Annotated in this window: 25 protein-coding genes and 2 tRNA genes; 15 read left to right on the top strand and 12 right to left on the bottom strand. The window is 58.5% G+C overall.

What is annotated here, in order from left to right; all coding sequences use genetic code 11:
• Window positions 1–190 precede the first annotated feature (190 nt).
• Window positions 191–358 (top strand): hypothetical protein, encoded by a 168-nt coding sequence (locus RBH26_RS09790; protein WP_306758055.1) that lies wholly within the window; start codon window positions 191–193, stop codon window positions 356–358.
• A gap of 86 nt (window positions 359–444) precedes the next feature.
• On the opposite strand, the gene RBH26_RS09795 is transcribed toward RBH26_RS09790, so the two are convergent.
• The 5 genes from RBH26_RS09795 to RBH26_RS09815 all read right to left on the bottom strand — a co-directional run bounded on the left by RBH26_RS09795 (window position 445) and on the right by RBH26_RS09815 (window position 5,081).
• A complete protein-coding gene (locus tag RBH26_RS09795) occupies window positions 445–1,305 on the bottom strand; it encodes an aldo/keto reductase (protein WP_306758056.1) in 861 nt (286 codons plus the stop codon).
• A 214-nt stretch (window positions 1,306–1,519) separates the two neighbouring features.
• Window positions 1,520–2,275: an ABC transporter permease gene (locus tag RBH26_RS09800; RefSeq protein ID WP_306758057.1), complete on the bottom strand. Its 756-nt coding sequence runs from the start codon at window positions 2,273–2,275 to the stop codon at window positions 1,520–1,522.
• Window positions 2,275–3,123, bottom strand: a complete 849-nt coding sequence (locus tag RBH26_RS09805; protein ID WP_306758058.1) for an ABC transporter ATP-binding protein — start codon at window positions 3,121–3,123, stop codon at window positions 2,275–2,277. Before RBH26_RS09805 ends, RBH26_RS09800 begins: the two co-directional genes overlap by 1 nt.
• Before the next feature lie 30 nt (window positions 3,124–3,153).
• The gene (locus RBH26_RS09810) at window positions 3,154–3,984 is read right to left on the bottom strand and encodes an ABC transporter permease (protein WP_306758059.1); all 831 of its coding nucleotides are present in this window, start codon (window positions 3,982–3,984) and stop codon (window positions 3,154–3,156) included.
• Window positions 3,981–5,081, bottom strand: a complete 1,101-nt coding sequence (locus RBH26_RS09815; RefSeq protein WP_306758060.1) for an ABC transporter substrate-binding protein — start codon at window positions 5,079–5,081, stop codon at window positions 3,981–3,983. The genes RBH26_RS09810 and RBH26_RS09815 overlap by 4 nt, the downstream gene beginning before the upstream one ends.
• A gap of 560 nt (window positions 5,082–5,641) precedes the next feature.
• Between RBH26_RS09815 and RBH26_RS09820 the strand changes: the two genes are divergently transcribed.
• The 7 genes from RBH26_RS09820 (at window position 5,642) to RBH26_RS09850 (ending at window position 11,268) form a co-directional block, all read left to right on the top strand.
• Complete coding sequence (locus RBH26_RS09820) at window positions 5,642–6,274, top strand: hypothetical protein (RefSeq protein ID WP_306758061.1); 633 nt, start codon at window positions 5,642–5,644, stop codon at window positions 6,272–6,274.
• 5 nt (window positions 6,275–6,279) lie between these two features.
• On the top strand, window positions 6,280–7,059 hold the full coding sequence (locus RBH26_RS09825) for a hypothetical protein (RefSeq protein WP_345784082.1): 780 nt from the start codon (window positions 6,280–6,282) through the stop codon (window positions 7,057–7,059).
• Window positions 7,056–7,424, top strand: a complete 369-nt coding sequence (locus RBH26_RS09830) for a calcium-binding protein (RefSeq protein WP_306758063.1) — start codon at window positions 7,056–7,058, stop codon at window positions 7,422–7,424. Before RBH26_RS09825 ends, RBH26_RS09830 begins: the two co-directional genes overlap by 4 nt.
• A 250-nt stretch (window positions 7,425–7,674) precedes the next feature.
• Window positions 7,675–8,139, top strand: a complete 465-nt coding sequence (locus RBH26_RS09835; RefSeq protein ID WP_306758064.1) for a hypothetical protein — start codon at window positions 7,675–7,677, stop codon at window positions 8,137–8,139.
• 349 nt (window positions 8,140–8,488) lie between these two features.
• Complete coding sequence (locus RBH26_RS09840; RefSeq protein WP_306758065.1) at window positions 8,489–9,007, top strand: ERCC4 domain-containing protein; 519 nt, start codon at window positions 8,489–8,491, stop codon at window positions 9,005–9,007.
• Between the two features lie 250 nt (window positions 9,008–9,257).
• Entirely contained in the window at window positions 9,258–10,286 is a 1,029-nt protein-coding gene (locus RBH26_RS09845) for a tyrosine-type recombinase/integrase (protein ID WP_306758066.1), read from the top strand.
• A gap of 73 nt (window positions 10,287–10,359) precedes the next feature.
• Window positions 10,360–11,268 carry a hypothetical protein gene (locus RBH26_RS09850; protein ID WP_306758067.1) on the top strand — a complete coding sequence of 303 codons (909 nt, stop codon included), beginning with the start codon at window positions 10,360–10,362 and terminating at the stop codon, window positions 11,266–11,268.
• A 296-nt stretch (window positions 11,269–11,564) separates the two neighbouring features.
• Here RBH26_RS09850 and RBH26_RS09855 read toward each other — a convergent pair whose 3' ends face one another.
• The 4 genes from RBH26_RS09855 to RBH26_RS09870 all read right to left on the bottom strand — a co-directional run bounded on the left by RBH26_RS09855 (window position 11,565) and on the right by RBH26_RS09870 (window position 13,557).
• Window positions 11,565–12,221 carry a hypothetical protein gene (locus RBH26_RS09855; protein ID WP_306758068.1) on the bottom strand — a complete coding sequence of 219 codons (657 nt, stop codon included), beginning with the start codon at window positions 12,219–12,221 and terminating at the stop codon, window positions 11,565–11,567.
• A gap of 98 nt (window positions 12,222–12,319) precedes the next feature.
• Entirely contained in the window at window positions 12,320–12,766 is a 447-nt protein-coding gene (locus RBH26_RS09860; protein ID WP_306758070.1) for a hypothetical protein, read from the bottom strand.
• Between the two features lie 41 nt (window positions 12,767–12,807).
• A complete protein-coding gene (locus RBH26_RS09865) occupies window positions 12,808–13,032 on the bottom strand; it encodes a hypothetical protein (protein ID WP_306758071.1) in 225 nt (74 codons plus the stop codon).
• A 3-nt stretch (window positions 13,033–13,035) separates the two neighbouring features.
• On the bottom strand, window positions 13,036–13,557 hold the full coding sequence (locus RBH26_RS09870) for a hypothetical protein (protein ID WP_306758073.1): 522 nt from the start codon (window positions 13,555–13,557) through the stop codon (window positions 13,036–13,038).
• Window positions 13,558–14,072: 515 nt separating this feature from the next.
• On the opposite strand from RBH26_RS09870, the gene RBH26_RS09875 reads away from it, so the two are divergent.
• From RBH26_RS09875 to RBH26_RS09885, 3 genes are all read left to right on the top strand, one after another.
• On the top strand, window positions 14,073–14,219 hold the full coding sequence (locus tag RBH26_RS09875; protein WP_306758074.1) for a hypothetical protein: 147 nt from the start codon (window positions 14,073–14,075) through the stop codon (window positions 14,217–14,219).
• Window positions 14,220–14,397: 178 nt separating this feature from the next.
• Window positions 14,398–16,200 (top strand): hypothetical protein, encoded by a 1,803-nt coding sequence (locus RBH26_RS09880; protein ID WP_306758075.1) that lies wholly within the window; start codon window positions 14,398–14,400, stop codon window positions 16,198–16,200.
• 88 nt (window positions 16,201–16,288) lie between these two features.
• The gene (locus RBH26_RS09885) at window positions 16,289–17,107 is read left to right on the top strand and encodes a helix-turn-helix domain-containing protein (protein WP_306758076.1); all 819 of its coding nucleotides are present in this window, start codon (window positions 16,289–16,291) and stop codon (window positions 17,105–17,107) included.
• A 786-nt stretch (window positions 17,108–17,893) separates the two neighbouring features.
• On the opposite strand, the gene RBH26_RS09890 is transcribed toward RBH26_RS09885, so the two are convergent.
• Window positions 17,894–17,967: transfer RNA gene (locus tag RBH26_RS09890), tRNA-Phe, on the bottom strand.
• Window positions 17,968–18,190: 223 nt separating this feature from the next.
• Between RBH26_RS09890 and RBH26_RS09895 the strand changes: the two genes are divergently transcribed.
• The gene (locus tag RBH26_RS09895; RefSeq protein WP_306758078.1) at window positions 18,191–18,637 is read left to right on the top strand and encodes a hypothetical protein; all 447 of its coding nucleotides are present in this window, start codon (window positions 18,191–18,193) and stop codon (window positions 18,635–18,637) included.
• Between the two features lie 358 nt (window positions 18,638–18,995).
• The gene (locus RBH26_RS09900; protein WP_306758080.1) at window positions 18,996–19,169 is read left to right on the top strand and encodes a hypothetical protein; all 174 of its coding nucleotides are present in this window, start codon (window positions 18,996–18,998) and stop codon (window positions 19,167–19,169) included.
• Window positions 19,170–19,248: 79 nt separating this feature from the next.
• On the opposite strand, the gene RBH26_RS09905 is transcribed toward RBH26_RS09900, so the two are convergent.
• Complete coding sequence (locus tag RBH26_RS09905) at window positions 19,249–20,049, bottom strand: hypothetical protein (RefSeq protein ID WP_306758082.1); 801 nt, start codon at window positions 20,047–20,049, stop codon at window positions 19,249–19,251.
• 144 nt (window positions 20,050–20,193) lie between these two features.
• Between RBH26_RS09905 and RBH26_RS09910 the strand changes: the two genes are divergently transcribed.
• Window positions 20,194–21,981 carry an ABC transporter ATP-binding protein gene (locus RBH26_RS09910; protein ID WP_306758083.1) on the top strand — a complete coding sequence of 596 codons (1,788 nt, stop codon included), beginning with the start codon at window positions 20,194–20,196 and terminating at the stop codon, window positions 21,979–21,981.
• 152 nt (window positions 21,982–22,133) lie between these two features.
• Here RBH26_RS09910 and RBH26_RS09915 read toward each other — a convergent pair.
• A tRNA-Val gene (locus RBH26_RS09915) sits at window positions 22,134–22,207 on the bottom strand.
• Between the two features lie 61 nt (window positions 22,208–22,268).
• Between RBH26_RS09915 and RBH26_RS09920 the strand changes: the two genes are divergently transcribed.
• Window positions 22,269–22,763: a DUF192 domain-containing protein gene (locus tag RBH26_RS09920; protein ID WP_306758084.1), complete on the top strand. Its 495-nt coding sequence runs from the start codon at window positions 22,269–22,271 to the stop codon at window positions 22,761–22,763.
• Window positions 22,764–22,780 lie beyond the last annotated feature (17 nt).

Raw genomic sequence — 22,780 nt, forward strand, 5'->3', positions numbered from 1 at the left:
ACGACCATAGACGACTGAACCGATCGCACAACCGCCGTGCCATCGGGTGGGCATCGGCTCTCAGTGGCTACTATAGTAACAACTGCAACGGTTTACACACTGATCGCCGATCCGTCTGGCGATCAGGTGTGCAATGACTTGCAGTGGCTACTATAGAGACTGAATACCGACGACACCCTCACTCGAATCGATGACAGCGCGTGACGATACAATGACGTGTGCGACCTGCGGAACCGACGTCGACCTCGAGGACGCCCGGCGGACGAAGACGATGGGCGGACTGGATCCGACCAAGTGGCAGACGCTTTGCTGTCCCCACTGTGGCTCGCGGCTGAAGACGGTCTACGTCGGCGAGTGATACGGTTGCTGTACCGATCTCCCGCCGATCACAGACTCCGTTGGCGATCGGCGGAACGTGACGACAACAGACCGTGTGACACATCGTTACCGGGCCGTGTCGGTCAGCCGCTGGATCTCGTCGTCGGACAGCGACAGCCGCGAGGCCGCAACGTTCGCCTCGAGATGTGCGGGATCGGACGTCCCCGGGATCGGACAGGTGACGGGCGAGCGCTCGAGGAGCCACGCCAATGCGACCTGTCGCCGCGTCACGTCGTAGTTGGCCGCAATCGTGTCGATGAGGCCACCGTGGGCCGCGAGGTCGTCGGCGTCGATGGGTGCCCACGGGATGAAGCCGATCCCGTGGTCCTCGCAGGCCTCGAGAACGGCCGCGTTCGATCGGTCACCGACGTTGTACCGGTTCTGGACAGTGGCGACGTCGACGTGTTCGCGGGCCGTCTCGAGTTGATCGACGGAGACGTTACTGAGACCGATCGCGTCGACGAGGCCGTCGTCCTGGAGTTCGGCGAACGTCGCCACGGAGTCCTCGAAGGGGACGTCGGGATCGGGTCGGTGAATCTGATAGAGGTCGATCGTCTCGGTTCGAAGCCGGTCGAGGGAGACGAGTACCTGATTGCGGATGTACTCGGGTTTGCCGTGGGCGATCCAGTCACCCTCGCGGTTGCGCAGGAGGCCGGCCTTGGTCGCGACGAGAACGTCGTCGCGGTCGCCGATCGTCTCGCCGATGAGCCGTTCGCTGACACCGGGGCCATAGGAGTCGGCCGTGTCGACGAAATCGATACCCAGTTCGACCGCTCGCTCGAGTACCTTGCGGGCGTGTTCCTCGTCGTCGGGTGGACCGATGATGGCCCCACCACAGAGGCGCATCGCACCGAACCCCAGTCGGTGGACGGACGTCCCGCCGATCTCGAACGTATCGCTCTCGTTTGTCAGTGTGTCGTCGCTCATAGGCGACGTACTCGAACCGAGCGGATAATCGTTCGCCGTTCAGTGTCTTGTCAGTATAGTAGCCCCCGACGTCGAAAGCGGTTCGGTCGGACGCAGGCTACTAGTTATACTGTTGAACAGTACGATTCGACGATCGGTCGCACGACTGCGGCCGTCCCGACGGTGACGGCCGCGAGTTCGCGACCGACGTCTCACTGACTGCTTTCCGACAGTATTAGGCCGGCTGTTCCGTGGCCCAGTCGACCTGCCAGTGACCGATCATCCGCACCAGCATCGAGGAGGCCGCACCGAGGATCCCGATGGTGATGATGCCGACGATGATCGTCGGATACGAACCGCTCGTGTACGCCGACCACGTCAGGAATCCGAGCCCGGTCCCACCGGCGACCATCTCGGCGGCGATGAGGTTAACCCACGCAAGCCCCATACCGACGATCATTCCGGCGTGGATCGCCGGCAACGCGCTCGGGTAGATGACGTGACGGAACGTCTGGTAGGAGTCGGCACCGAGGGATTGTGCGGCCCGCGAGTACTCGACCTCCACGCCGCGTGCACCCTGAATCGTGTTGAGTAGGATCGGGAAGAAGGCGCCGAGGAAGGTGATGAACATGATCGAGAGCTCTGCGGCGGGCAACACGAGGATCGTAAACGGGATCCACGCGATTGGCGGAATCGGCCGGAGCATCTCGAGTGCGGGAAAGGTCAGGTCAGCAAAGACCGTATACCGGCCGATCAACAGCCCCAGCGGGATCGCGATCACTGCTGCGATGACGAACGAGGCGAGCACGCGAATCGTACTCCGTATCGTCGAGATCCAGAAGTCATCGCGGTAGAGTTCGGCGACGTACGTGTCGACCACTTCGACGGGTGCCGGTAGACCGGCGAGGAGACCGAACCGGCTGGCGACGAACCAGAGGATCGGCACCGAGAGGATCGATCCCACACGGACGAGTCGGCGTCGCGAGTCCATCAGGCACCGTCCTCCTGCTCGAGTGCGCGCTCGGCTTCCTCGCGAATAACCGAGAGCGCGCGTTCCCGCAACTCGGTGAACCGGTCGGTCGTGACGACCTCGGGGTCACGCGGCCGTTCGATATCGACGTCGATGACGTCTTTGACCTGGCCGGGACGGGCGGTCATGACGACTACCCGGTCGGCCAGCAGGATCGCCTCCTCGACGTCGTGGGTGATGAACAACACCGTCCGGTTGTCCCGTTCCCACACCTCGAGGAGCTTCTTCTGCATGATCTCCTTGGTGAGTGCGTCGAGCGCGCTGAAGGGCTCGTCCATCAACATGATGTCGGGATCGTTTGCAAGCAGTCGGGCGAGTTCCGCACGCTGTTGCATCCCGCCGGAGAGTCCCGACGGATAGGCCTCCTCGAAGCCGTCGAGTCCCATCTCGTCGAGGATCGACTCCGCACGACCTTCCTCGATGCTGTCGTGCATGCGCGGACCGAACTCGACGTTCTCTTTGATCGTCTTCCAGGGGAACAAGCGGTTCTCCTGGAAGACCACGCCGCGTTTCGGATCGGGTTTGGAGACCCGGTTGCCATCGACCAAGACTTCACCGTCGGTCGGATCCAGATAGCCGGCGATACACTCGAGGACGGTACTCTTCCCACACCCCGAGGGACCGAGCAACGCGACGAACTCCTCGGCGCCGACGGAAAGGTCCATATCCTGGACCGCGACGACGTGTTCGCCTTCGGGGTCGTAGATCTTGGTCAGGTCGTTGATGTCTATCGCGCCGGTCTTGCCGGTCGTTTCGGGAGTCGGTCCTGCGGTCGTCGAATCGTCAGTCGTCGAGTCGTGTTTGCTCATGGTCGTATAGTAGCTCGGTGGCTGTCGGTGCTATTCGGTCTCCTCCCAGCGAGTGAGGTAGTGGCCGGTTCGGTGGACTGCCGCGGCCGAGGCGTAGCCGAGGACGCCAATCGCGATCATGCCAACCGCGACGACCTCAGTCTGGAGCAGTCGGTAGGCCTGGAAGATGATGTAGCCGATACCGACGCCGCCGGCGATCATCTCGGCAGCGACAACCGTAATCCACGCCAGTCCGACGCCAAGCGAGACGCCGGTAATGATCGACGGCAGTGTCGCGGGGATAATCACGTGGCGAAAGATATCGCGCGATTCGGCACCGAGGCTCGCGGCCGCCTGGACGTACTCCTCTTCGACCGTCTTGACGCCCTCGATGGTGTTGACGAGGATCGGGAAGAACGCCCCGATGAACACCACGAATATCACGCCGCTTCGGAACGTCGGCATCAACAGGAGGGCGATCGGCACCCAGGCGACCGGTGGCACGGGACGAAACACCTCGAGTGCCGGGAACAGTGCGTCCTCCCAGCGACGGCTCGTTCCGATCGTCAGTCCAAGCGGGATGGCGATTCCCATCGCGATCAACACCGCGACGACGACCCGGTACGCGGAGAAGGCAGCGTGTTCGTAGAGCGTCTCCCCGCCCTCAGTCATCGGCGCGCCTGCGAGTGACTCCACCAGCGCAACGAGCGTCGTCTCCGGGCCGACGAACTTATCGAAACCGAGGATTCCGAACCGAACTAACGCCGCCCAGAGAACGAAGAACAACACGATCGACAGCACCTGTCGGACACGCTTTCCCGGCAGCGGGACGGTGTCGCCCTCGAAACGTCGCTGAATCTGGTCGATCGTACTGGCACTCATCGTTCGGCCTCCCGAAGCGGCTCCCAGTCGGCTTCGTTCTCGAGTTCGTCGATCGCTTCCTGCAACGGTTCGGTCCGATACCGTTCCTCGGGCGGAACGTGGGAGATGACCCCCTGGTTCTCGTAGAGGAACTCCGGCGCTTCCGCTTTCATCAGTCGCTCTGCTTCCTCGATCGCCTCGTAGTCGGTGTAAAACAGCATCCGCTCGACGTCGTCGGGGCTTGCGTCAGGACTCTCGTACAGCGTCGCACGCAGCGTTTCGCGTTCGTAATCCCGGAGTTGCCCCTCCTCCTGAATCAGATCGAGCGTCCGCTCGGGCTCGTTGGCCATGATGTGTTTGGCCTCGAGTTCGGCCTTCATCCATCCCTTCGCGGCCTCGGGATGGTTCTCGACCAGCGAGTCGAGCATCAACAGCCCGGCAGCGTCGTACATTCCGTAGTCGGCGCCCGTAAAGAGGAACTCTGCCGCATCCGCCTGGACGACCGACCGCGACACTGTCGGCTCGAAGCCGGCACCGGCGGCGAGGTTCCCTTCGCGGATGTTCGTCGCGATCGTCTCCATGCCCATGTCGGAGATCTCGATCTCGATTCCCTCCTCCTGGACCGCCTCGAGGAGAAATCGGTGCGTACAGGTACCGGTCGTGACACCGACCTCGCGCCCGTCTAGATCTTGTGCATCCTCGATGTCGCTGTCGTTGGCGACGAAGCCGAGATTACACTGCTGGCCCGCCGAGAAGCCGGCGATACCGACCATGTCGATCGGAGTCTCCTCGTTGGCGATCGCAGTGATCGTCGGCATATCGCCGGTGTAGCCGATGTCGTTCTGTTCGGAGATCATCTTGTTCCCGATCACCGCACCCTGCAGGGCGACCTCCCAGCTCGCTACCGAGTACTCATCGGGGAGGTGTTTCTCCGCGAGGTCAGCGTGTCGGATCACGAGTGCCGACCACGACTCGGTGTAAAACGGCTGATAGCCGACAATAAACGCCTGATCGTCGAATCCGGCGAGCGCACCCCCAAGGATTTCACTTTCGGTACAGCCGGCGAGTGCGCTCGCACCGAGCGCACTCGAGGCCTGAAGCAATCGTCGCCTGCTCACCCCCGTTCGATCGTTCGATACCGTCCGTTGTCGTTCGTTCCGTATGTTCGAATCCATGGATCACTCCGTCTCGAGAGCCGGTCGAGGTGTGATTCCAGTCGGTAGGTATCGTCACCTAGTCGAATGGTAACAGTAGGCAACAAATTGTTCTCCACAGATGGGCAGAAAAAGTTGCCTTGCAGACGCAGCCTCTTGATACGCTCGACGCGCGCCGTAGCCGTTTCACGGAGCGGGAAGACGCCGACGTCGAACTCGACACAGGCCGGGAGACGACGAAGAGCCCAGCCAGACTGTCCGAATCGGCCCTCGTGGAGGTTGAGGGGAAGTACGTTCGCCTGCATCCGTCCGTTTCGGGGTGACACGGACAAAACGGCGACGCCGCAGGGGTCGACCTCGAGGCGAGTTATACTGTCGGACAGCACGATACACCGGTCGGCCACACGACTACGGCCGTTGCCGACGGTGACGGCCGCGAATTCGCGACCGACGGCACACTGCCTGCTGTCCGGCAGTATTACCGTCCCAAAATACAGGTACCGACTGGACGAAACACTCCTGTAGTGACAGTGATCGACCAGTACGAGACCTACCGAAAGATCGGGACGCAACTGAACAGCGACATCCTCGAGGCGTACTCCGATCGTGATCTCATCGTCGAGACCGCGAGGGAACTGGGGATCGAGTTCGACGGACTGAATCTGGCCTACGAGTTCGAGTCCCAGATGGCGATCCACTTCGAGTACGCGCTGTATGAGTACCGCCGTGACGAGACCACCGCCGCGGAGCGATACCTCGAGGAGGGACGCTGTGAGAACGACGCCGAACGGGAAATTCTCGAGGCCACCGTCGACGCCGAGCCCTCGCTGTTCGAGATTGAATCCGTCGGCGAGTCGGGGCCGCAACTGACGGTGATCGACCTGCTCTCCGACCGCGACGAACACACGCTGTTGGACGTCAACCTCAGCAAAACCGCGGAGTCGGGAGTCGTACTGTTTTGCAGACCCGTCCGCTACGGCGAGTTGACGACGACCTCCGGGGTCTCGCTGCCGTTCCCCGGCGAGGAGAAAGACCACCTGCTCGCGGAGCACGACCGTCGGATCTCATCGGACGAGCAACGGGCGCTGTCTCGACAGCGATTCGTCGCGTTTCACGACCTGTATCGCGACCACGGCATCCACATCCAGTACCGGTGAGCCACATAACAGATCCGACAGACCGATTCGTACTCGAGATCGGACACGGAACAGTCGCACACGTCATCGATACGGCGGCCGATGCCGACCAGACGGAGTCGAACGCCCGCCTGTCGCTCGGATCGACTGCGCCGGGTAAAAAGATGTGTACGCGGGGAAATCGCAGTTTCCGAGCCCAGCAGGTCTCTTTTTCGACGTTCGTCGACCAGCACGACCTCGAGAAAACGGGATTCGAAGGCGACGCACCGGACGAGATCTGCTCGTATTGCTGGTCGAACACCCGAGACGCGCTCGAGCGTGACTCGGCCGACGAAGAGACGGCCGACCGAATCGGCACCGTCGGCTATCGCCTCCGGTGGAAGCAGAAGGGGCGTGCACGCGAGGAGTGGTACGACGTCGTCGTCAGGCCGGAGACGACGATGGCAGAACTGGATCGTCTCGTCTGTCAGTTCACGACGCTCGATGACCTCCACCTCCGGCTGTACGGTCTCGAGGACGAGTACCTGGATTCCAGCCTGAACGTCCTCCCCGACCACCAGTACGCACAAGCGGGTCACCGGTCGTACACGAAAGCGAGCGAGGTAACGATTGCAGACGTCGCCGAACGGGCCGGCCTCCGGAGGGGAGACAGACTTAGCTTGGTCTACGACTTTGGCACGCCGTCTCGCTACTACTGCATCGTCAAAGAGATCTATGATCCGGATGAGATCGACGAGTTACTCGCCGACAGCGACGTGATCGTGTCGACCGACACGGCGGCGATCGTCAGGGTGAAGCGACCATGACTCGAGAATCAGACGAAAAGCGAGACGAACGGATTCGTAGCGAGATTCTCCCCGATGCAGATACCGCGGACGAGCAGGCGATTAGCTGGTGTTACTATCTCGAACGCAAGATGACCGTTCCGTTTCGGGCGCGGTGTCTCGAGGAGCGAACGATCTCACCGCTACGGGCGGACGAGGAGGTCCGTGTCGTTGGAATGACCGACGAAGTCGTCAGTAGCAGGGAGATGTTCGTCGTAGTCGAGTGGAGAGACAGGGAGTTCGGCGTGCCACTATCGCAACTCGAGGTACTCGACGGAGACGACGAGACTTGCGAAGCGGTCGACGACTGGCACTACTGGAACGGTGACGGCGGTCGACTGGGCTGATACCGTCGGACAGCAGTGGCGTCGTTGCAGTACCCACTCATACGGATTGCTGTAACGATGTACCGTCGCAACCGCCGCCCGGGTCGCGGTTGCGCCGGCAATGACGTACAGTAAACCGTATCAAACAATCAATTGGTATCCCTTCGGCAGTGTACGTGGTACGGTCGTCTAATTCGGTACCGGTGACAGCGTAGACGATACAGCGATCGCCAGTAACACGTTACGACGCTCCGTCTATGAGGGTAGTCCCATGCCAGACCCACACAGGTCAGCAGAGACGACGCCAGTCGTGACACTTGACTCGTTGCCTGACGGCGGTTTCAGCACGTCACAAATCGATTCTCTCAACGATTCGGAGCCGATAGAACTCGCAGCGCCACTCGTCATCGATCTGACCATGTCCCGTATCAGCCACGTCGACCTCGTGTTCGACGATACGCACCACTTCCTGGGGTGGAGCACCACGAAACAACAGTGGGAACGACTGCTCGTCGTGAAGGATACGGACGACGAACTCGTCGTCGAGTCTGCAGTGGCGGTCTCCGACGACGAATCCGGCGAGGCCGTGGTCGAACTCGAGCCGCACGGAGATATCCAGACCGAAAACCTCGTCGACTTCGTCTGGGAGTACGTCGACTGCACATACTCAAACACCGATCACCTGTACAACGCGATGGACGATGCGCTCGAAGAATTGTCCAGGGACGATCAGTGATTCGCCATGACGGTATCGGCTCTCTTGGCTTCGACTCATCGGGTGAGCCGTACCAACTCGGTCGAGTCGGATGCGGTCTGTTGGCTGGGAGCCAACCCCGACGTCACACGTAGCAGGCCGCGACGGAGGGCAGCGCGATCAGTGTGCCAGAACGTGTTCACGCGACTCGAGCGAACTCTCGCAGAAACGTCCAGTTGCTCGTGTCTCGAACGACCGGGACGACGCCCTCGATAACCGATGGCACACACCTGCGAGCACTGCGGCGAGACGTTGGGACCCTGTTTCCACGCCTAACGGACAGTGTATCCGCAACGAACGTTTATCTGTGATCCCGGACCCAACTGCTTCGATGGCAGGGACAAACGAGCCGACCGCAGTTCCAACGACGATCCTGCGAGACACGCGCGAACAACGTCCGTGGACCTTCGAGGAGTATCCGGTCGAGACACGCGACGTAACGCTTTCGACCGGAGACTACGCCGTGCCAGCACACTGTACTCACGATCCGGAAACGGACACGTATTACCCACAGTTCGCCATCGAGCGCAAGTCCGGACCTGACTTTCTCACGGCACTCACCTGGGAACGAGAGCGATTCAAACGTGAACTACAGCGGGCGGCGAAGTGGACGCGGCCCCTCCCGGTCGTTGTGGAGATGTCGTGGGAGACGTTGCTTCGGAATCGCGGATGTATGGCGCGACGAGACGTTCATCCAAATCAAATCGTCGGGACCGTCACGACGTGGGCCGACCACTACAACGTGGCGTTCCATTTTACCGACACTCGTCGACGAGCACAACTGTGTGCGTTTCTCCTCCAGGTTCGTCACAGTCTGCTCCAACGGCTTGACGAGCTCACTCAACGATAGTATCCGCCCCGCTCGGCGGATTGTCTCGGAAAACGTATGCCGCCTCCCGGATTGTGAACTACGCCCGGGAACCTGCTCGCATCGCTCCCAGAACCTCGGTCTAGTTCAAATCCGCACGGATAGATTTCGCTCGCTCACGGATTGTTCGCGAGAGAAATGCCGCCTCCCGGATTTGAACCGGGGACAGCTCATAGAAATAAATGGGCTGAGCCACTCACTCCGTCGCTCATGGGCGCTTCGGAGAACGCCAATGACGAAGAACGAACTCGAACCCATCTCGCCTATTGAGGCGAAGGAGATGTACCTCGACGCGAGGAAGCAAGAAGTATCGCAAAGCACTCTCGACGGCTATCACTATCGGCTCAAGCACTTCATCCGCTGGTGCAAGGAAGTCGAGGGAATCGAGAACATGAATACCCTCTCCGGTCGGGACCTGCAGAGATACAAGACGTGGCGGAGGGACGACGGCGATCTGAAGCCAATCAGCCTTGAGGGACAACTCGACGCCCTACGGATCTTCATCCGCTGGTGCGGGTCCATCGACGCAGTCGAGCAGGACCTTCACGAGAAGTTCGAGGCGCTAATGCCGAAACTCAGCAAGAACGACGAGCAGAGCGAAGCGATCCTCGACGGCGAAGAGGCGGAAACTCTACTCGAATATCAACGTCGCTTCGAGTACGCCTGTCGCGCTCACGTCATCACGGAGATTCTATGGCATACTGGCGTCCGACTCGGGGCACTGCACTCGCTGGACGTTGAGGACTTCGACGAGGAGCATGAACGACTCGAATTTACTCACCGACCTGACGAGGAGACTCCCCTCAAGAACGGACAAGAGGGAGAGCGTATGATCGCCCTCAGCGCCGAGGTTTGCCGAGTCATCGAGGACTGGCGGGACCATCATCGCCATGACGTAGAGGACGAGTATGGCCGTGAGCCACTTCTCACGAGTCGGAACGGGCGCATGAATCGGGCGAGCATTCGAGACGCGATCTATCGGGTCACTCGTCCCTGCTACTACGCCGATGAATGCCCGAAGGGACGCGATCCTGACGAGTGCGAAGCTGGACGATACCCGCACTACTCGAAGTGCCCGGAGAACGTCTCGCCTCACGCCATCCGTCGAGGGTCGATCACTCACTTCCTGACCGAAGACGTGCCTGAGAAGGTCGTCTCGGATCGCATGAACGTTGGTCAGGACGTACTCGATAAGCACTACGACAAGAGAGACGAATCGGTGAAGGTTGAGCAAAGGCGCGACTACATCAACGGAATCTAATCCAACTTCTCGGCATTTCTACTTTCACTTCGGCGGCGTGACCCTTTTAATGGCATAAGGTCAACACACCGTCATGGAGAATATCATTTATCTCGATGAAGACGCCGTCAACGAGGAACTCATCACACGTCACGGCGGCCAGCTCGAAGAGACAATCGAGCGAGTCAACCGAGATGTGAGCCTTGGCGGTGAAGCCGAGGGGCAGGCAGGCGAACCGACCGGACTATTTGCTCGTCTCAAGGGTGCAATCTCTGCAAATTATGAGAGAGGGAAGGAAGAGGAGTTTGTCTATGACCTGACTGACGAAGTAGCGAAGTTTGCGCTTCTGCTGGAGGTCCTCGACGCATCTGGTGCGACAACGATCGACAATCAGTTTACCACAGAAGATCGAAGCGGGCTTGCGTCCGATTCACCGATCATGATTACTGCCCCACTGACTCGCATTCCTATTGGCGAAATTAAAGATAGAGTTGATATTGGTGATGAGGTAGAACTCATGAGTGATGCTCTTGATGATTTCGCGAAGGCTGGTATCGGTGATACAACTGAAATAGAGGAGGCGAAAGACAGTATCGAAGATCTGAGTTATGCTACCAGTGGAATGCGAAAAATGTTCAAATCACTCTCTGATGATGACGACATCTATCGGACCAATACAACTTCGGAAATAGACTTTGTTATGGGATTGACTGATGGGAATTTCAGAAACCCTCCGAGAGATTTCCCGAGCAGAACCAAGCAGTACGCTCTCATAGGCAAAATAATGACAAAGGTTGAACAAGGCGATGATGTTCCATTGATCAACTTCGCAGAACTCGCAGAAATGAACGCAGATAATCCAAGAAATCAGAAGACTGCGGAGATGAAGATGAAAGGGAAAGTAGCGGACATGGCAAACGATATTCTCAAAAGGGACGTTAACATCTCTGAATTTGAATTATCATATCCTGATGTCCAGATACGCCCTCTGGCCATCTATTGATCGCTATTTCTTCTTTTTCTCACGGCTCTCTACCTTGCTCTCAGCGAGCTCACCGATTAGCAAGCGATTCCTATTGATCGACTCACAGACTGGCATGAGCGGCATTCTACTGAGTCTCACTGCGAAAGAGACGATTCGAGCAGACTCAGTGCTCTAACTCGACGCCCTCAGCCGATTCTACACCCCTTAGTCGTCTCCGGTCAGGTGGCCGTCGAAGAGACTTACCGCCGAAACTCGACTGAAAACCACAAGACGGGACCGCTCCCTGTTCATGTCCCATTGACGTGAGGCGGTCGCTATTGGCCGCCTTCGATGAACCCACGCCATTGTTCGAGCGCGTCGGCCTTCTGCGACTCAGGATCGTCGAGGACGCCGAGCCGCTGGAGGTCCTGCATGATGGACTTGTCGTACTGACGTATTTCGCTCAGGAGAGCCGCCTTCTCCTCATAGGACGAGTGTTCGGTCGAGATCGTCTGGACCAGCCCGGAGACGTTCTCGACGTAGGAAGACGCCTTCGAGACGATATGCAGTTTGATGGCGACTCGACGGGCCATCACTCGATCCATGTAGTCGACCTTGCCGGACCTCGCTCGAATCCGGTCTTCAATCGTCGCCGAGACATCCTGAACGAACTCCTTCCCTCCCTCATCGAGTGACTGATGATAGTGGTACGGGTCGGCGTTCAGGGCGTGCTTCTGTGCGTTCTGGTTATGCTCGGGAGCGCCAGCGCCCTCAATCGACCCACCGTGAAGCCGACAGCGGCCCTCCCCGACGTGGTCGGTTCCCCAACCTGCTCGGAGCGAGCAGTAGCCGCTGAACACGGACTCGCCGTCCTCGTTTCTCTCGGTGGATCTCGAGTTGCAGTACTGGTCGGGGTCGATCTTCGGGACCTCTTCGAGCGTTTCTCCGATGAGCTGTTCCTCTTCGACTGGACGGTTCTCGTTACGACTCATGGGTATTGATTTCTATATCGACGGTGGGGCGCACAGACTGGCAGGTTCGCCGGGGAAACTGCGACTGATTGACTGGGCATATTCGACTCTCTCATGGACTAACGAACGACCATCTTCACGAACCCGTAGAGTATCGCTCCTGCTCCTGCGATCATTAGCCCGATACCGAGGGGGATGGTGACGAGCAGAAACGAAAGGACCGTAGCGAGGAACAGACCAACGCCGAACAGGACTGCACCAAGCACCGGGGCGCTCATCCCTTTCAGGAACGGCTCCGACTTGCCTTCCTCGACGATGGCGTCCAAGTCCTCGACTCGTTTCCACTGATGGGGGTGCATCGAGACTCCGACCGCTCGCTCATCACCCTCGACGCACTCGAAGGGCTGAGTGAGAAGGCCGTTCGTCTGCTCCCATCGAGCACCACACTTCTCGCAGTCGATCTCGATACTCGTCAGGACTGGCTTCACTCGCCAGAAGTTATCGACGCTCAGACTCTCCTCCTCGCAAATCGGGCAACCGCCGAACTGCTGATTGGCGTCGTACATGTCAAGGACTCTAAGGTCAGGAACTTGTACCTTGTGCGTTGTTACCACCAAACGCGAGTATCGCCGACGGACTTCCCATTGACGAACTGCGAGGCGTTGAGGCGTTCGACTACTTCCTTCTCGTCGAGGTCGAACTCCTCTGCGACTTCAGCAGTCGAGACGACGGGATTCCCCCAGTTTCCCGTCTCGCGGGTGACGAACTCCTCGACTTCATCGCCGTACTCTTTCGCTCGCAGGTACGCGAGACGGCGGTTGTTTTCGATCATCCGTCAGTCCTCGCGGTTCCGGCGTCCAGCGACGGGAATCTCGGACTCGTCTACGCCGCCGTCATCCGTGTTCATGTACTCGTAGTTCGGGATAGCGCCACTCATCTGGTTCTCTCGACGCTGATTCGCCCGTTCCTGCCGACGACGACTGTCCTCACTCCGCATCTGATTGATTTTCTCGTTGAACGCCATCTGGTCCTCGACTGACGGGCCGTGGTTTGCTCGCTCGACGGTGATTGTATCAGGGTTTTCGACATCACCGCCTTCGACGGGGACTTCCTCGGTGTACGTATCGGGCTTCTTGCGGCGAATCTCAACTGTCTCGTCCCCGTTGGTTCGAGAACGGCCAGCGGAAGGGATCTCGACGTTGACCGTCTCTTCGCCCTCCTCGCCATCGGACTCGACTGAACCACCGTGCGCCTCGACGTATGCCTCGGCCAGCTCGATGATCTGCTGGTCGAGTTCCTTCATCTTCGCTCTCATCTCGGCCCGCAACTCGGCGACCTCTTGATTGCTTGCTCCCATGTCAACAAGGAAGAGGGTCAGGTCTATCAGGTTACCGGGAAAATGGCCCAATTCGGGACCAACAGACTCTCTTGCGTTGGTTCAGGGCATTATCTCGGTACTCATCTCTAATATCGAACTCGTAACCTCGCTCTTCGGAAGCCTACGGCCATGCTTCTGCGAGTAGTGCTTCCTCATCCCGCTTGATTCGAGGAATACTCTGCCGCACTCTGGACACTCGAAGACGGCTGGCCGCCCTTTCGACGCCGAACTCATGCCTTCTCGCTTCGACCTCTCGACCCATAAGGAGCGGCGTGATCGACTGAGCGGCCATAGACGCGGCTCTCAGCGAGTTCTTGCCTTCTCCGATGATTCCTATTGCTCGACTTGTCAGTCTTCTCTCACTCGCGTCTCGCAGACCTCACTGGCAAAGAGGGGAGATAGGGAATCGAGAGCGATCAAATCGAGTGTTATAGCGTCTCACACTCAAAAAATGTCCAAACAAACCCTATGTAGTCGGAATGCTAAATCATAGCATGGGGAATCTCAAGTCCCGGTACACCACCATCAACGTGTACCCCGAAGACCGAGACATCGCTCAGGAAGCAAAGGCCGACGGAGAATCGTGGTCTGATTTCATCCGCCGCGCTGGAGAAGAACTCGAACCCGAGACTGACGACTAACGAATGAATCATCGAACAAAGAACGGGGGCCGGTCCCAACCTGAACCCCCGAACGACCAAGCAATCATGGATTCTACGGTCCAGACGCTCGAAGGATTACCCCTCGAACATGGGCTTCGATCAAGGCCTGAGGATCGTGCCTCAGACGCAGATGGGAACCCGGAGGATTCCAAGTTCCATGAGTAAATTAGCAAGTCAACCCAATAACGCTACCGGGATTTCAGGCAGTCTCGACGCTGTTTACGAGCGAACAGAGGATTGTCTGGAGCGGGCGATAAAGTCATTCGACTCGAAGATCGTTGAAGGCCCACCTGGTGGCGGAAAGACAACCACTGCGTTCAAAATCGCCAGCAGATCGAGTGAGGCGTTCGTATATCTCACTAAACGGGAGGACCTGTATGAACAGGGCGAGAGATTGAGTGACGAGTTCGATCTCTCGCACGAGATCATCCCGAGTCCGCATCGAGACTGCCCTTCCTTCGATGAGGATAGTCCACAGTTCGACCCTGAGGCAAAGTCTCTCTACGATTTTGGGGTCAACGCCGCTCGTATCCATGCTGAACTCGACCTCGACTGCTCTCCGAACTGCGAGTATATGCAGAAGTGGGAGACGTTCGACGACGATCCCGCCGATATCATCATCGGTCACTACAAACATGCATACCTCTCGTCGCTGATTGAGGACCGAATCGTCATTATCGATGAGTTCCCCGGCGGAGCCTTCGAGCGAGAGTTCAATAACGCGGATGCAATGATCTCACGCTTCCTGCGAAGCGTAGACCGAATCCCTTTCGATGATTTTCTGGATCTGATCGAGAACCGTGATGACCTTGATCGAGTCAAGGCGGTCTATGCGTGGTTCCGTCGCAACGGAGTTGGGACCGACGACAGGACGATCATTGAAGCCAACGAGAACGACCGATACCATACACTCGCACCCTTCCTAACGTACACCGTCTTGAATACGATCAAGAACGGCAACGGATTCGAGGTTCCTTGGTTCAACCTGACCGGAATCGAAGCAGGGTTCGAGGAGTCATCGCCGTTTTCTGGGCTCGAAACAGAACGGCTGGCGGCTGTGGATCGGGAACAGCAATCAATTCACGTTTTGACCCCGCCAGATCTGAGCGGTGCTCGCGGTGTTGTCGGACTCGATGGAACGCCTACTCCGATGATGTGGGAGTTGGCTACCGGCGAGGACTTCGACCACTTGAGTGTGCTGGACCGAGAGAAAGAGATGAGCGCCTACGTTCGTGATTTTCTCGGCGTTACAGTCAAGCAGACGAACGAACACCTGAAACCATATCACGGCGGGCATATCACCGAGAACCGCGATGAGGCGATTCTGTACGGTGTCGAAGTCAAGGAAGGACAGAAACCTGCGCTAATTGCACCTGAGAAGGCCCTCGAAGCATACAGAGAGGCGGGTATTCTCGATCGAACGGGATTGTCGATGAACTACGCTCAAGTCCTCAGTTCAAATGACTTCAAAGGAGAACCAGTAGGGGTTATACACGGTGCTCCTCATCCCGGCAACCAGCCCGTCAAGAAATGGGCTGCCTACTTTGGCATACCTGTCGATGGGGAAGGAGAGGGGATGAACAAGACCTACGGAGAGTTCGGGGATGAGATCTACCGTCACTTCGTTCATAATCAGGTGCTTCAGGCGATTCTTCGATTCGGCCGAGGAGAGTCCGATGCTACGGTCTACGTGAATACGGCGGCGATCCCTGACGATTCCATCGAAGTCGATTCGATGGCAAATCCAGAACTGTTTAACAGCCCGAATAAGCGCAAAATCGCGGACCACCTTCGAGACGCTGGTGCTGACGGCGCGACCAAGAAGGATCTCAAGAAGACTGCTGAAATCGAGTCGATGACGACAGTGGAGAACATCCTCTACGACTTCCGTGACAAGGGACTTGTTGAGGATGAAGTTGTCCCCGGACCATATCCGACGGTCTACAGGTGGTCACGATGAGAGAAAAGGGACCCAGAATCCCCATTAAGACCTATATGGGGAAATTGGGTGGCTTTCGTGAGGGGTCCTGTCATGGAGGGGCGACATCATGAGTTCGACCGAGAGCCGCGACAAACTCGAACGGATTAGGAGTGCGAAGAGCGGTGAAGAGGATACAGGTGACGGCCCTGAGATATTCACCTGTCCAGTCGAGGAATGCAGTCGAGTCGTAATCGACAATCCGGGGAATCTTCGGAACCATGTGAGGCAGGAAGTCGATGACGCTCATCGCGGGCTCAAACTCACTTCCTCCCTCGAACTCGTTGAGCGGTACAAGATCGAGAGTGATCTTCGGGAGCAGTACGTCGAGAAAGAGAAGAGTCAGCAGGAGATCGCCGACGAGTGGGGGTGTAGTCGGAGTACGATTCAGCGATGGATGAATCGACACGAGATTTCCCGTCGGAGCGGCATGGGAGGCGGCGCTAATCGGGTCGAGTATGCGTCCTTCTACACGGAAACGCACGAGAACGGCGGATATGAGAAGGTCGGAGCCTACGATCCCGAGAAGGACGGCATGGTCTTCACGACGGTTCACCAGTTAGTTGCCATCGCTCAGGGGGAAGATCCCGAGAAGGTCTTCTCAGACGGGGAGTATCAGTCCCATCACCGTACTGGGATACCGTGGGATAACCGTCCGGAGAATGTGGAACTGCTGACGCGCGAGGAACATCAGCGTGCGCACCGGCTCAACGAGTGGACCGAGGAGGATGGTTTCCCGGTGCTGGTGACTCAGCGGGTACAGTCCGACGCCGAGTATCATGCTCAGTGGGGTCCGGGGATTCGAGAACCTGATTCAGATGAGCGCGAATCTGTCTATGAACTGGGCGATAGTTGGGGGCCAGGTGCGCCGATCAGTGAAGTCTCGTGATTGCATCGCAGCACTCGATATTTGGCACCTGACTTAGCGAGGTAGTATGAACTTCTCTTGAGTTTGTTTTCGCTATCGGCCGTTAGCGGAAACAGGTTCTTAATGCTGGTATGCCACGTGTCCTGTTATGCATGGCAACCCATTGCAACTGGTGCGGCAAGGAAACCGAAGAGATCACACTCGAACTTTCAAACCTTGATGACCGTTGGGTTCGGATGGACCCTAAGGCATCAAGTGAAGGATGGCAAACTAACATCTGTTCGAATTGCAATAAGCGACTCTCTGGCAAGATGGCAGAGGTTCGACGCGCATTCGGTCTGAGTGAGCAGGGGACTGAGGAGGAACTCACACGACAGATGATCACCTTGATTGACATAGTAAACTCAGAGCCACCGGAACGCAACTGGGAAGAAACCTTCCCACGAAACCTCCCTCTTCATAGAACGGGCTGAGAGGCTCATTGAGGCGATTGGTTGGAAAGCAGACCTATCCCGCTACTCGCGAGACAGAAATTGCTCTCACGGCATTCTCGCGCGCCTCACGAGATTCTGACCTTTGATCGAGGACGAAATCTCACTCGAACAGCGAATATGGCCGACTCAGGGTATCGAGTACGTCGAGAACGGGAGACGAGTAGTTACATATGGTCAGGGGGTCAAATGTGAGCGAAGCGCCTGAAGGCGTCGGGGCGCGAGTGGAACCATGGTCAAATCTAATCGGGAGATCAGCGGGAAAATCGCCGTAAGGCGTTGCCTGCGTGCGAATGAGAACCGAGTAGAATCGGGATGCCGCCTCCCGGATTTGAACCGGGGACAGCTCGATCTTCAGTCGAGTGCTCTCCCAGTCTGAGCTAAGGCGGCGCATCTCTTACTCTGTCGATGGGATAAAAAAGGATTTCGAATTGAAACCAGTATGATGATCGACGATGATCAACACCTGTTTGTCGCACCATTACGGCGTTAGGAACACACATCTAGTAGTAAAGCGGCATGTACGATCGACTTTATCGTTCATTGACGGACGTCTGTTGGATATTCAGATATTCAAGACACCCTTTTCCGGGCTGGCGAGTAACATCGTGTTATGGATGGACTTACCTCGAGTCAGGAGAATCAACAACTCTCTGCGGACACCATCCTCGAGTTGCTCGCGAACCGGCGTCGACGGTACCTCCTCTATGCACTCCGGGGCCACGAGGATCCGATCGAACTCTCGACGCTGGCCGAACAGGTTGCCGGCTGGGAACACGACGTCCCACCCGACGAGGTCGCTAAAAACGAGTACAAGAGCGTCTACGTCTCCTCGGTCCAGTGTCACGTCCCGAAACTGGCCGACGCAGGCGTCGTCGACCACGACGAGGACAATCACACCGTCGTCCTTGGGGACAACTTCGACCAGCTCGAGCCCTATCTCCAGGTCGTCGTCAAGGACGAACCGGAGAACTCGATGCTCCATGCCGCCCTCGAAGAAGAATCCGGCGAGGGTCTGCTGGGCCGTGTCCGCGAAAACGTCGCTCGACTCAAACACTGACGGGACGAGCCGTCACCGACGCCGCCAGCAGAAACGCTCGACTCGAGGTCGACGATCGGCGGGACACGACGACAGGAGGCCGTCTGCCGGCCGAGACGACGATCGATCCCAGAATCGCGAGAGCGATTCCAGCACACCGAAACCAGTAGCTATCGACGTAGCCTCGCCTTACCCGCCCGATAGGGACCACCTGAGGGAAGTAACGGGCATCTTTTGACCTCGAACGCCGGCATTCGGATCGAATGGGGTGAGGTGTGGTCGCGGCATACTCTACACTCGAATCGCGTCGAGAGGACAGTCCGATTCCCGTTCGGCCGTCCATAACTATCCAGGGGATTCTCGACGGGCTAGGTGAACGATGCTCGAGTCTCGAGACGAGGTCGTGTTTCGGCCACAACCCGTCCGGGAAGAGTGGGATTCCCAGTCGATGGCAGGGGTTGTCGGCGTCCGGATCGCAGCCGCCGCGGACGACGAACCAACGTCGGAGTGGATCTGGTCCTCGCAGTGGCTGGATCTCGTCGCCAAGCGGTAGTCCCGCCGCCGATGGAGTTGATCGAGCGGCGTACGATTCGTACGTCGCGGTCGGACACGCAAGCGGCCGGCGTGGACGATCAGTCGGCGGTCGTGGCAAGGTCTCTGAGATCCGGATGGCCGGTGACCGTCTCTGTTCGAGCACAGCGCTCGCGGTGAGTCATCCACGACCGATGTCGGACGAGGACGCCGACTGGAATCGACTCGAGGCCGAGCAGTTTTGCGATCGCCAGTCGATGACGGCCGTTGACGAACAGCAGTTCACCGTCGCGGCCGATGTCGACGAGCACTTCATCGGTGACGCCGAGCAGCGAATCGTAACCGAGTTCTCGCTGCGTCAGATAGCCGTCTCGTTTGATTCGTTCGTAGAGGGAATCGATCTTCGCACACCGGTCCAGAATGGCGTCACGAGTCGTCAGACTCCGCCAGGACGGGACACCGTCGTCGGCCAACTCCAGACAGCGCTCGACGAACGGCGTCTCGGTCCAGTCGACGCCGTCGGCGAAGTGCGCTCGCATCGATTCGAAAAAGACGCTTTCGGAGAACCGTTCCGCTCGGTAGAGATCGTATCGCTCCCGATAGTCGTCGGCGGCGATCTCTACGTCGTCGGTTCGGTCCCAGTCGCCGCCGCGAACGGAACCGAGTTGCGCCGCCTTCTCGTGATAGGGGGGATAGGGTCGGCCAGTAAACGACTGAACGGCGCTCGGATCGACCGTCAGCGTCGCGAACGGATCCGGCGGATGATCGAACGGGCCGAAGTCGTCGCTGATCGTTCGTCGGATGTACGCGTTTTTTATCGGCGAGGGCACGTCCACGGGAAGATCGACGTAGAGCCGCTCGAGAGTCCGAAACGGCAGTGACGACCGATCGGCTAGTGCCATACTTCGAGACAATCTGAACCGACACAAAAGGTGACAGAATCGTTCACGATCACTAGCCGAGAACTACCATCAGAACCGAACACTCTCGATTCGGATAGCGTTCCCATAACAATACCGTCTGGGATACTCACACGACACGAATTCATGTCTACCGAAGACCTTACGCGTCGCGAGAAACTCCGGGGATTGTACCTGGTTGCGACCTATCGGCCAATATTGACGGTCTTCCTCGTCCTCTTCAGCGGTCTCGTCGCGGTGCTCGAGGGGATCGGGGTGAGTTTCATCATTCCGATCATCGAGATGGCACAGGGATCGGGCGAGGCTGCAGCGGACGACGAACTCGTCGGTATCTTCCTGACCGCGTTCGAGACTGCGGGCGTTCCGTTCACGCTCGGATACGTCGTGTTAGCCGTCAGCGCAGTGATCACGGTCCGGTACATCTCGTCGTTTCTCGTCAGCTGGATGCGCGTCTGGCTCCGGACGAACTACGTCCGTGATCTTCAGTCACGCGCGTTCGAGAGCGCACTCGACGCCCGAATCGCGTACTTCGACAAGGAAGGATCCGACGACGTGCTCAACGCCATCGTCACCCAGGCAGAGTACGCCGGCAAGGTGATCAGAGACTTCGTTCGCTTTTTCGAGCAGATACTGCTGATCGGCATGTATCTCGCGATCGCGTTCTACATCTCTCCGCTCATGACGGTCGTCGCCGGAGTGGCGATCGCCGTGCTGACGTTCGTTATTCGTCACGTCCTCGAGGGCGGCTACGACGTCGGTGACCAGGTAGCCGACGCGAACGAAGGCATCCAGCAAAACGTCCAGACGGGAACCCAGGGGATTCGAGACGTGAAACTCACGGGGATGAGCGACGACTTGTACGATAAGTTCTCGACGCATATCGATCGATTCACCGACTCCTCGGTCAAACTCGGACGCAACGAAGCCGCGATCGGGAGTGCCTACAACCTCTCGATCGCGATCCTGGTCTTCGGTCTGATCTACGTCTCGATCTCCTTTGCAGACATGTCCCTCGGTGCGCTGGCCGCGTTCCTGTTTATCATGTTCCAGCTCGGGCCGCGTGTTAGCAGCGCAAACGAGTACTTCTACAAAGTCGAAGGCCGCCTCCCACACTTGGTCCGGACACAGCAGTTCATCGAAGAACTCGAGGCGAACCAGGACTTCCAGGGTGGCGATCGGCCGATCCCCGAACCGCCGACGCCGATCGCGTTCGAAGACGTCTCCTTCTCCTACCAAGAAGGCGATCAGGTGCTCGAGGATATCTCGTTTCGCGTCGAAGACGGCGAGTTCGTCGCGTTCGTTGGCCAGTCTGGCGAAGGGAAATCGACGATTGCAGCACTGCTCGCCCGCCTGTACGAGCCCGACGACGGCGAGATCACCGCTGACGGCATCCCGATCGACGAGTTCGACACCGAGGAGTGGCGGTCGCGGATCGCGTTCGTCCGACAGGACCCGTACATCTTCAACAAGACGCTCTTCGAGAACGTCACCGCCGGCAACGGCGACGCCACCCGTGACGAGGTCGAAGAAGCCTGTGAGATCGCCCAGGTCACCGAGTTCCTCGACGAGCTGCCCGACGGCTACGACACGAAACTCGGCGACAACGGCGTTCGCCTTTCCGGCGGCCAACGCCAGCGCGTCGCCCTTGCTCGCGCCCTCCTCGAGGATGCGGACGTGCTGGTACTCGACGAAGCGACGAGTGACCTCGATGCGACTATCGAACGGCGCGTCCAGGACGGCATCGAGTCGATGTCCCAGGAGTACACGATCGTCGCGATCGCTCACCGCCTCTCGACTGTCCGTGACGCCGACCGCATCTATACGCTCGAGGACGGGACCATCGCCGAACGCGGCGAACACGGCCAGTTGCTCGAGTTGGACGGCGCGTACGCGGACCTGTACACGGCACAGTGAACATTGCTGTAACCCACTTTCGTTCGTTCCAGAAATGGGCTCGGGCGGGTTCGAACCGAAATCAGACGTGCTCGCTTTCGCTGCGCGCGACTGATAGGGTTCGAACCGCCCTCGATACATTTCTCTGGCTCACGGATTGTTCGCCAGAGAAATGGGCTCGGGCGGGTTCGAACCACCGACCTCGGCCTTGTAAAGGCCGCGTCATGACCAGCTAGACCACGAGCCCGCATCCGGACCAAAGCCCCCCGTCGGAATAACCTTTACTTTCTCGAGTCACAGTCACCAGTATGGTTCGTGACCGTCTCTGGACGTTCCTGTTGGCTCTCGTCGGCGTCGGCGTGATCGTGCTGTTGGCACTCCAGATCGGTCTCATTACGCCACCGTGGGCCGAGGACAGCGCCGATGTTCGCGTCGTCGACGGCGACACCGGCGACGAGCTCGCGGTCGTCGACGTCGAAGTCGCGGACACGCCAAGCGAGCGGTACACCGGACTGAGTGACCACGAGGACCTCCCCGAAGGAGACGGAATGCTGTTCGTCCACTCCAACGAGGACGAGCGAACGTACGTCATGCGCGAGATGGACTTCGACATCGATATCATCTTCATCGACAGCGATCGCGAGATCACGACGATCGAACACGCCCGCGCGCCAGAACCCGGCGAAGACGGCGAGGACCTCGAGTACACCGGCCAGGCTCAGTACGTCCTCGAGGTGCCGCGGGGCTACGCCAACGAGACTGGGATGGACGTCGGCGACGAGGTCGAAATCGAGTACGAGTAGCCGGCACGGGCGTCAGC

This window comes from Natronolimnohabitans sp. A-GB9, from assembly GCF_030848565.1.
In the GTDB taxonomy this organism is placed as follows: Archaea; Halobacteriota; Halobacteria; order Halobacteriales; family Natrialbaceae; genus Natronolimnohabitans.

Coding starts and splice junctions, on each gene's coding strand:
- RBH26_RS09900 (WP_306758080.1), top strand. CDS start 18,996: ATGCTCGAGTCTCGAGACGAGGTCGTGTTTCGGCCACAACCCGTCCGG.
- RBH26_RS09860 (WP_306758070.1), bottom strand. CDS start 12,766: ATGTACGACGCCAATCAGCAGTTCGGCGGTTGCCCGATTTGCGAGGAG.
- RBH26_RS09840 (WP_306758065.1), top strand. CDS start 8,489: ATGGCAGGGACAAACGAGCCGACCGCAGTTCCAACGACGATCCTGCGA.
- RBH26_RS09880 (WP_306758075.1), top strand. CDS start 14,398: ATGAGTAAATTAGCAAGTCAACCCAATAACGCTACCGGGATTTCAGGC.
- RBH26_RS09790 (WP_306758055.1), top strand. CDS start 191: ATGACAGCGCGTGACGATACAATGACGTGTGCGACCTGCGGAACCGAC.
- RBH26_RS09910 (WP_306758083.1), top strand. CDS start 20,194: ATGTCTACCGAAGACCTTACGCGTCGCGAGAAACTCCGGGGATTGTAC.
- RBH26_RS09835 (WP_306758064.1), top strand. CDS start 7,675: ATGCCAGACCCACACAGGTCAGCAGAGACGACGCCAGTCGTGACACTT.
- RBH26_RS09805 (WP_306758058.1), bottom strand. CDS start 3,123: ATGAGCAAACACGACTCGACGACTGACGATTCGACGACCGCAGGACCG.
- RBH26_RS09810 (WP_306758059.1), bottom strand. CDS start 3,984: ATGAGTGCCAGTACGATCGACCAGATTCAGCGACGTTTCGAGGGCGAC.
- RBH26_RS09795 (WP_306758056.1), bottom strand. CDS start 1,305: ATGAGCGACGACACACTGACAAACGAGAGCGATACGTTCGAGATCGGC.
- RBH26_RS09920 (WP_306758084.1), top strand. CDS start 22,269: ATGGTTCGTGACCGTCTCTGGACGTTCCTGTTGGCTCTCGTCGGCGTC.
- RBH26_RS09855 (WP_306758068.1), bottom strand. CDS start 12,221: ATGAGTCGTAACGAGAACCGTCCAGTCGAAGAGGAACAGCTCATCGGA.
- RBH26_RS09870 (WP_306758073.1), bottom strand. CDS start 13,557: ATGGGAGCAAGCAATCAAGAGGTCGCCGAGTTGCGGGCCGAGATGAGA.
- RBH26_RS09875 (WP_306758074.1), top strand. CDS start 14,073: ATGGGGAATCTCAAGTCCCGGTACACCACCATCAACGTGTACCCCGAA.
- RBH26_RS09800 (WP_306758057.1), bottom strand. CDS start 2,275: ATGGACTCGCGACGCCGACTCGTCCGTGTGGGATCGATCCTCTCGGTG.
- RBH26_RS09845 (WP_306758066.1), top strand. CDS start 9,258: ATGACGAAGAACGAACTCGAACCCATCTCGCCTATTGAGGCGAAGGAG.
- RBH26_RS09830 (WP_306758063.1), top strand. CDS start 7,056: ATGACTCGAGAATCAGACGAAAAGCGAGACGAACGGATTCGTAGCGAG.
- RBH26_RS09905 (WP_306758082.1), bottom strand. CDS start 20,049: ATGGCACTAGCCGATCGGTCGTCACTGCCGTTTCGGACTCTCGAGCGG.
- RBH26_RS09895 (WP_306758078.1), top strand. CDS start 18,191: ATGGATGGACTTACCTCGAGTCAGGAGAATCAACAACTCTCTGCGGAC.
- RBH26_RS09885 (WP_306758076.1), top strand. CDS start 16,289: ATGAGTTCGACCGAGAGCCGCGACAAACTCGAACGGATTAGGAGTGCG.
- RBH26_RS09850 (WP_306758067.1), top strand. CDS start 10,360: ATGGAGAATATCATTTATCTCGATGAAGACGCCGTCAACGAGGAACTC.
- RBH26_RS09865 (WP_306758071.1), bottom strand. CDS start 13,032: ATGATCGAAAACAACCGCCGTCTCGCGTACCTGCGAGCGAAAGAGTAC.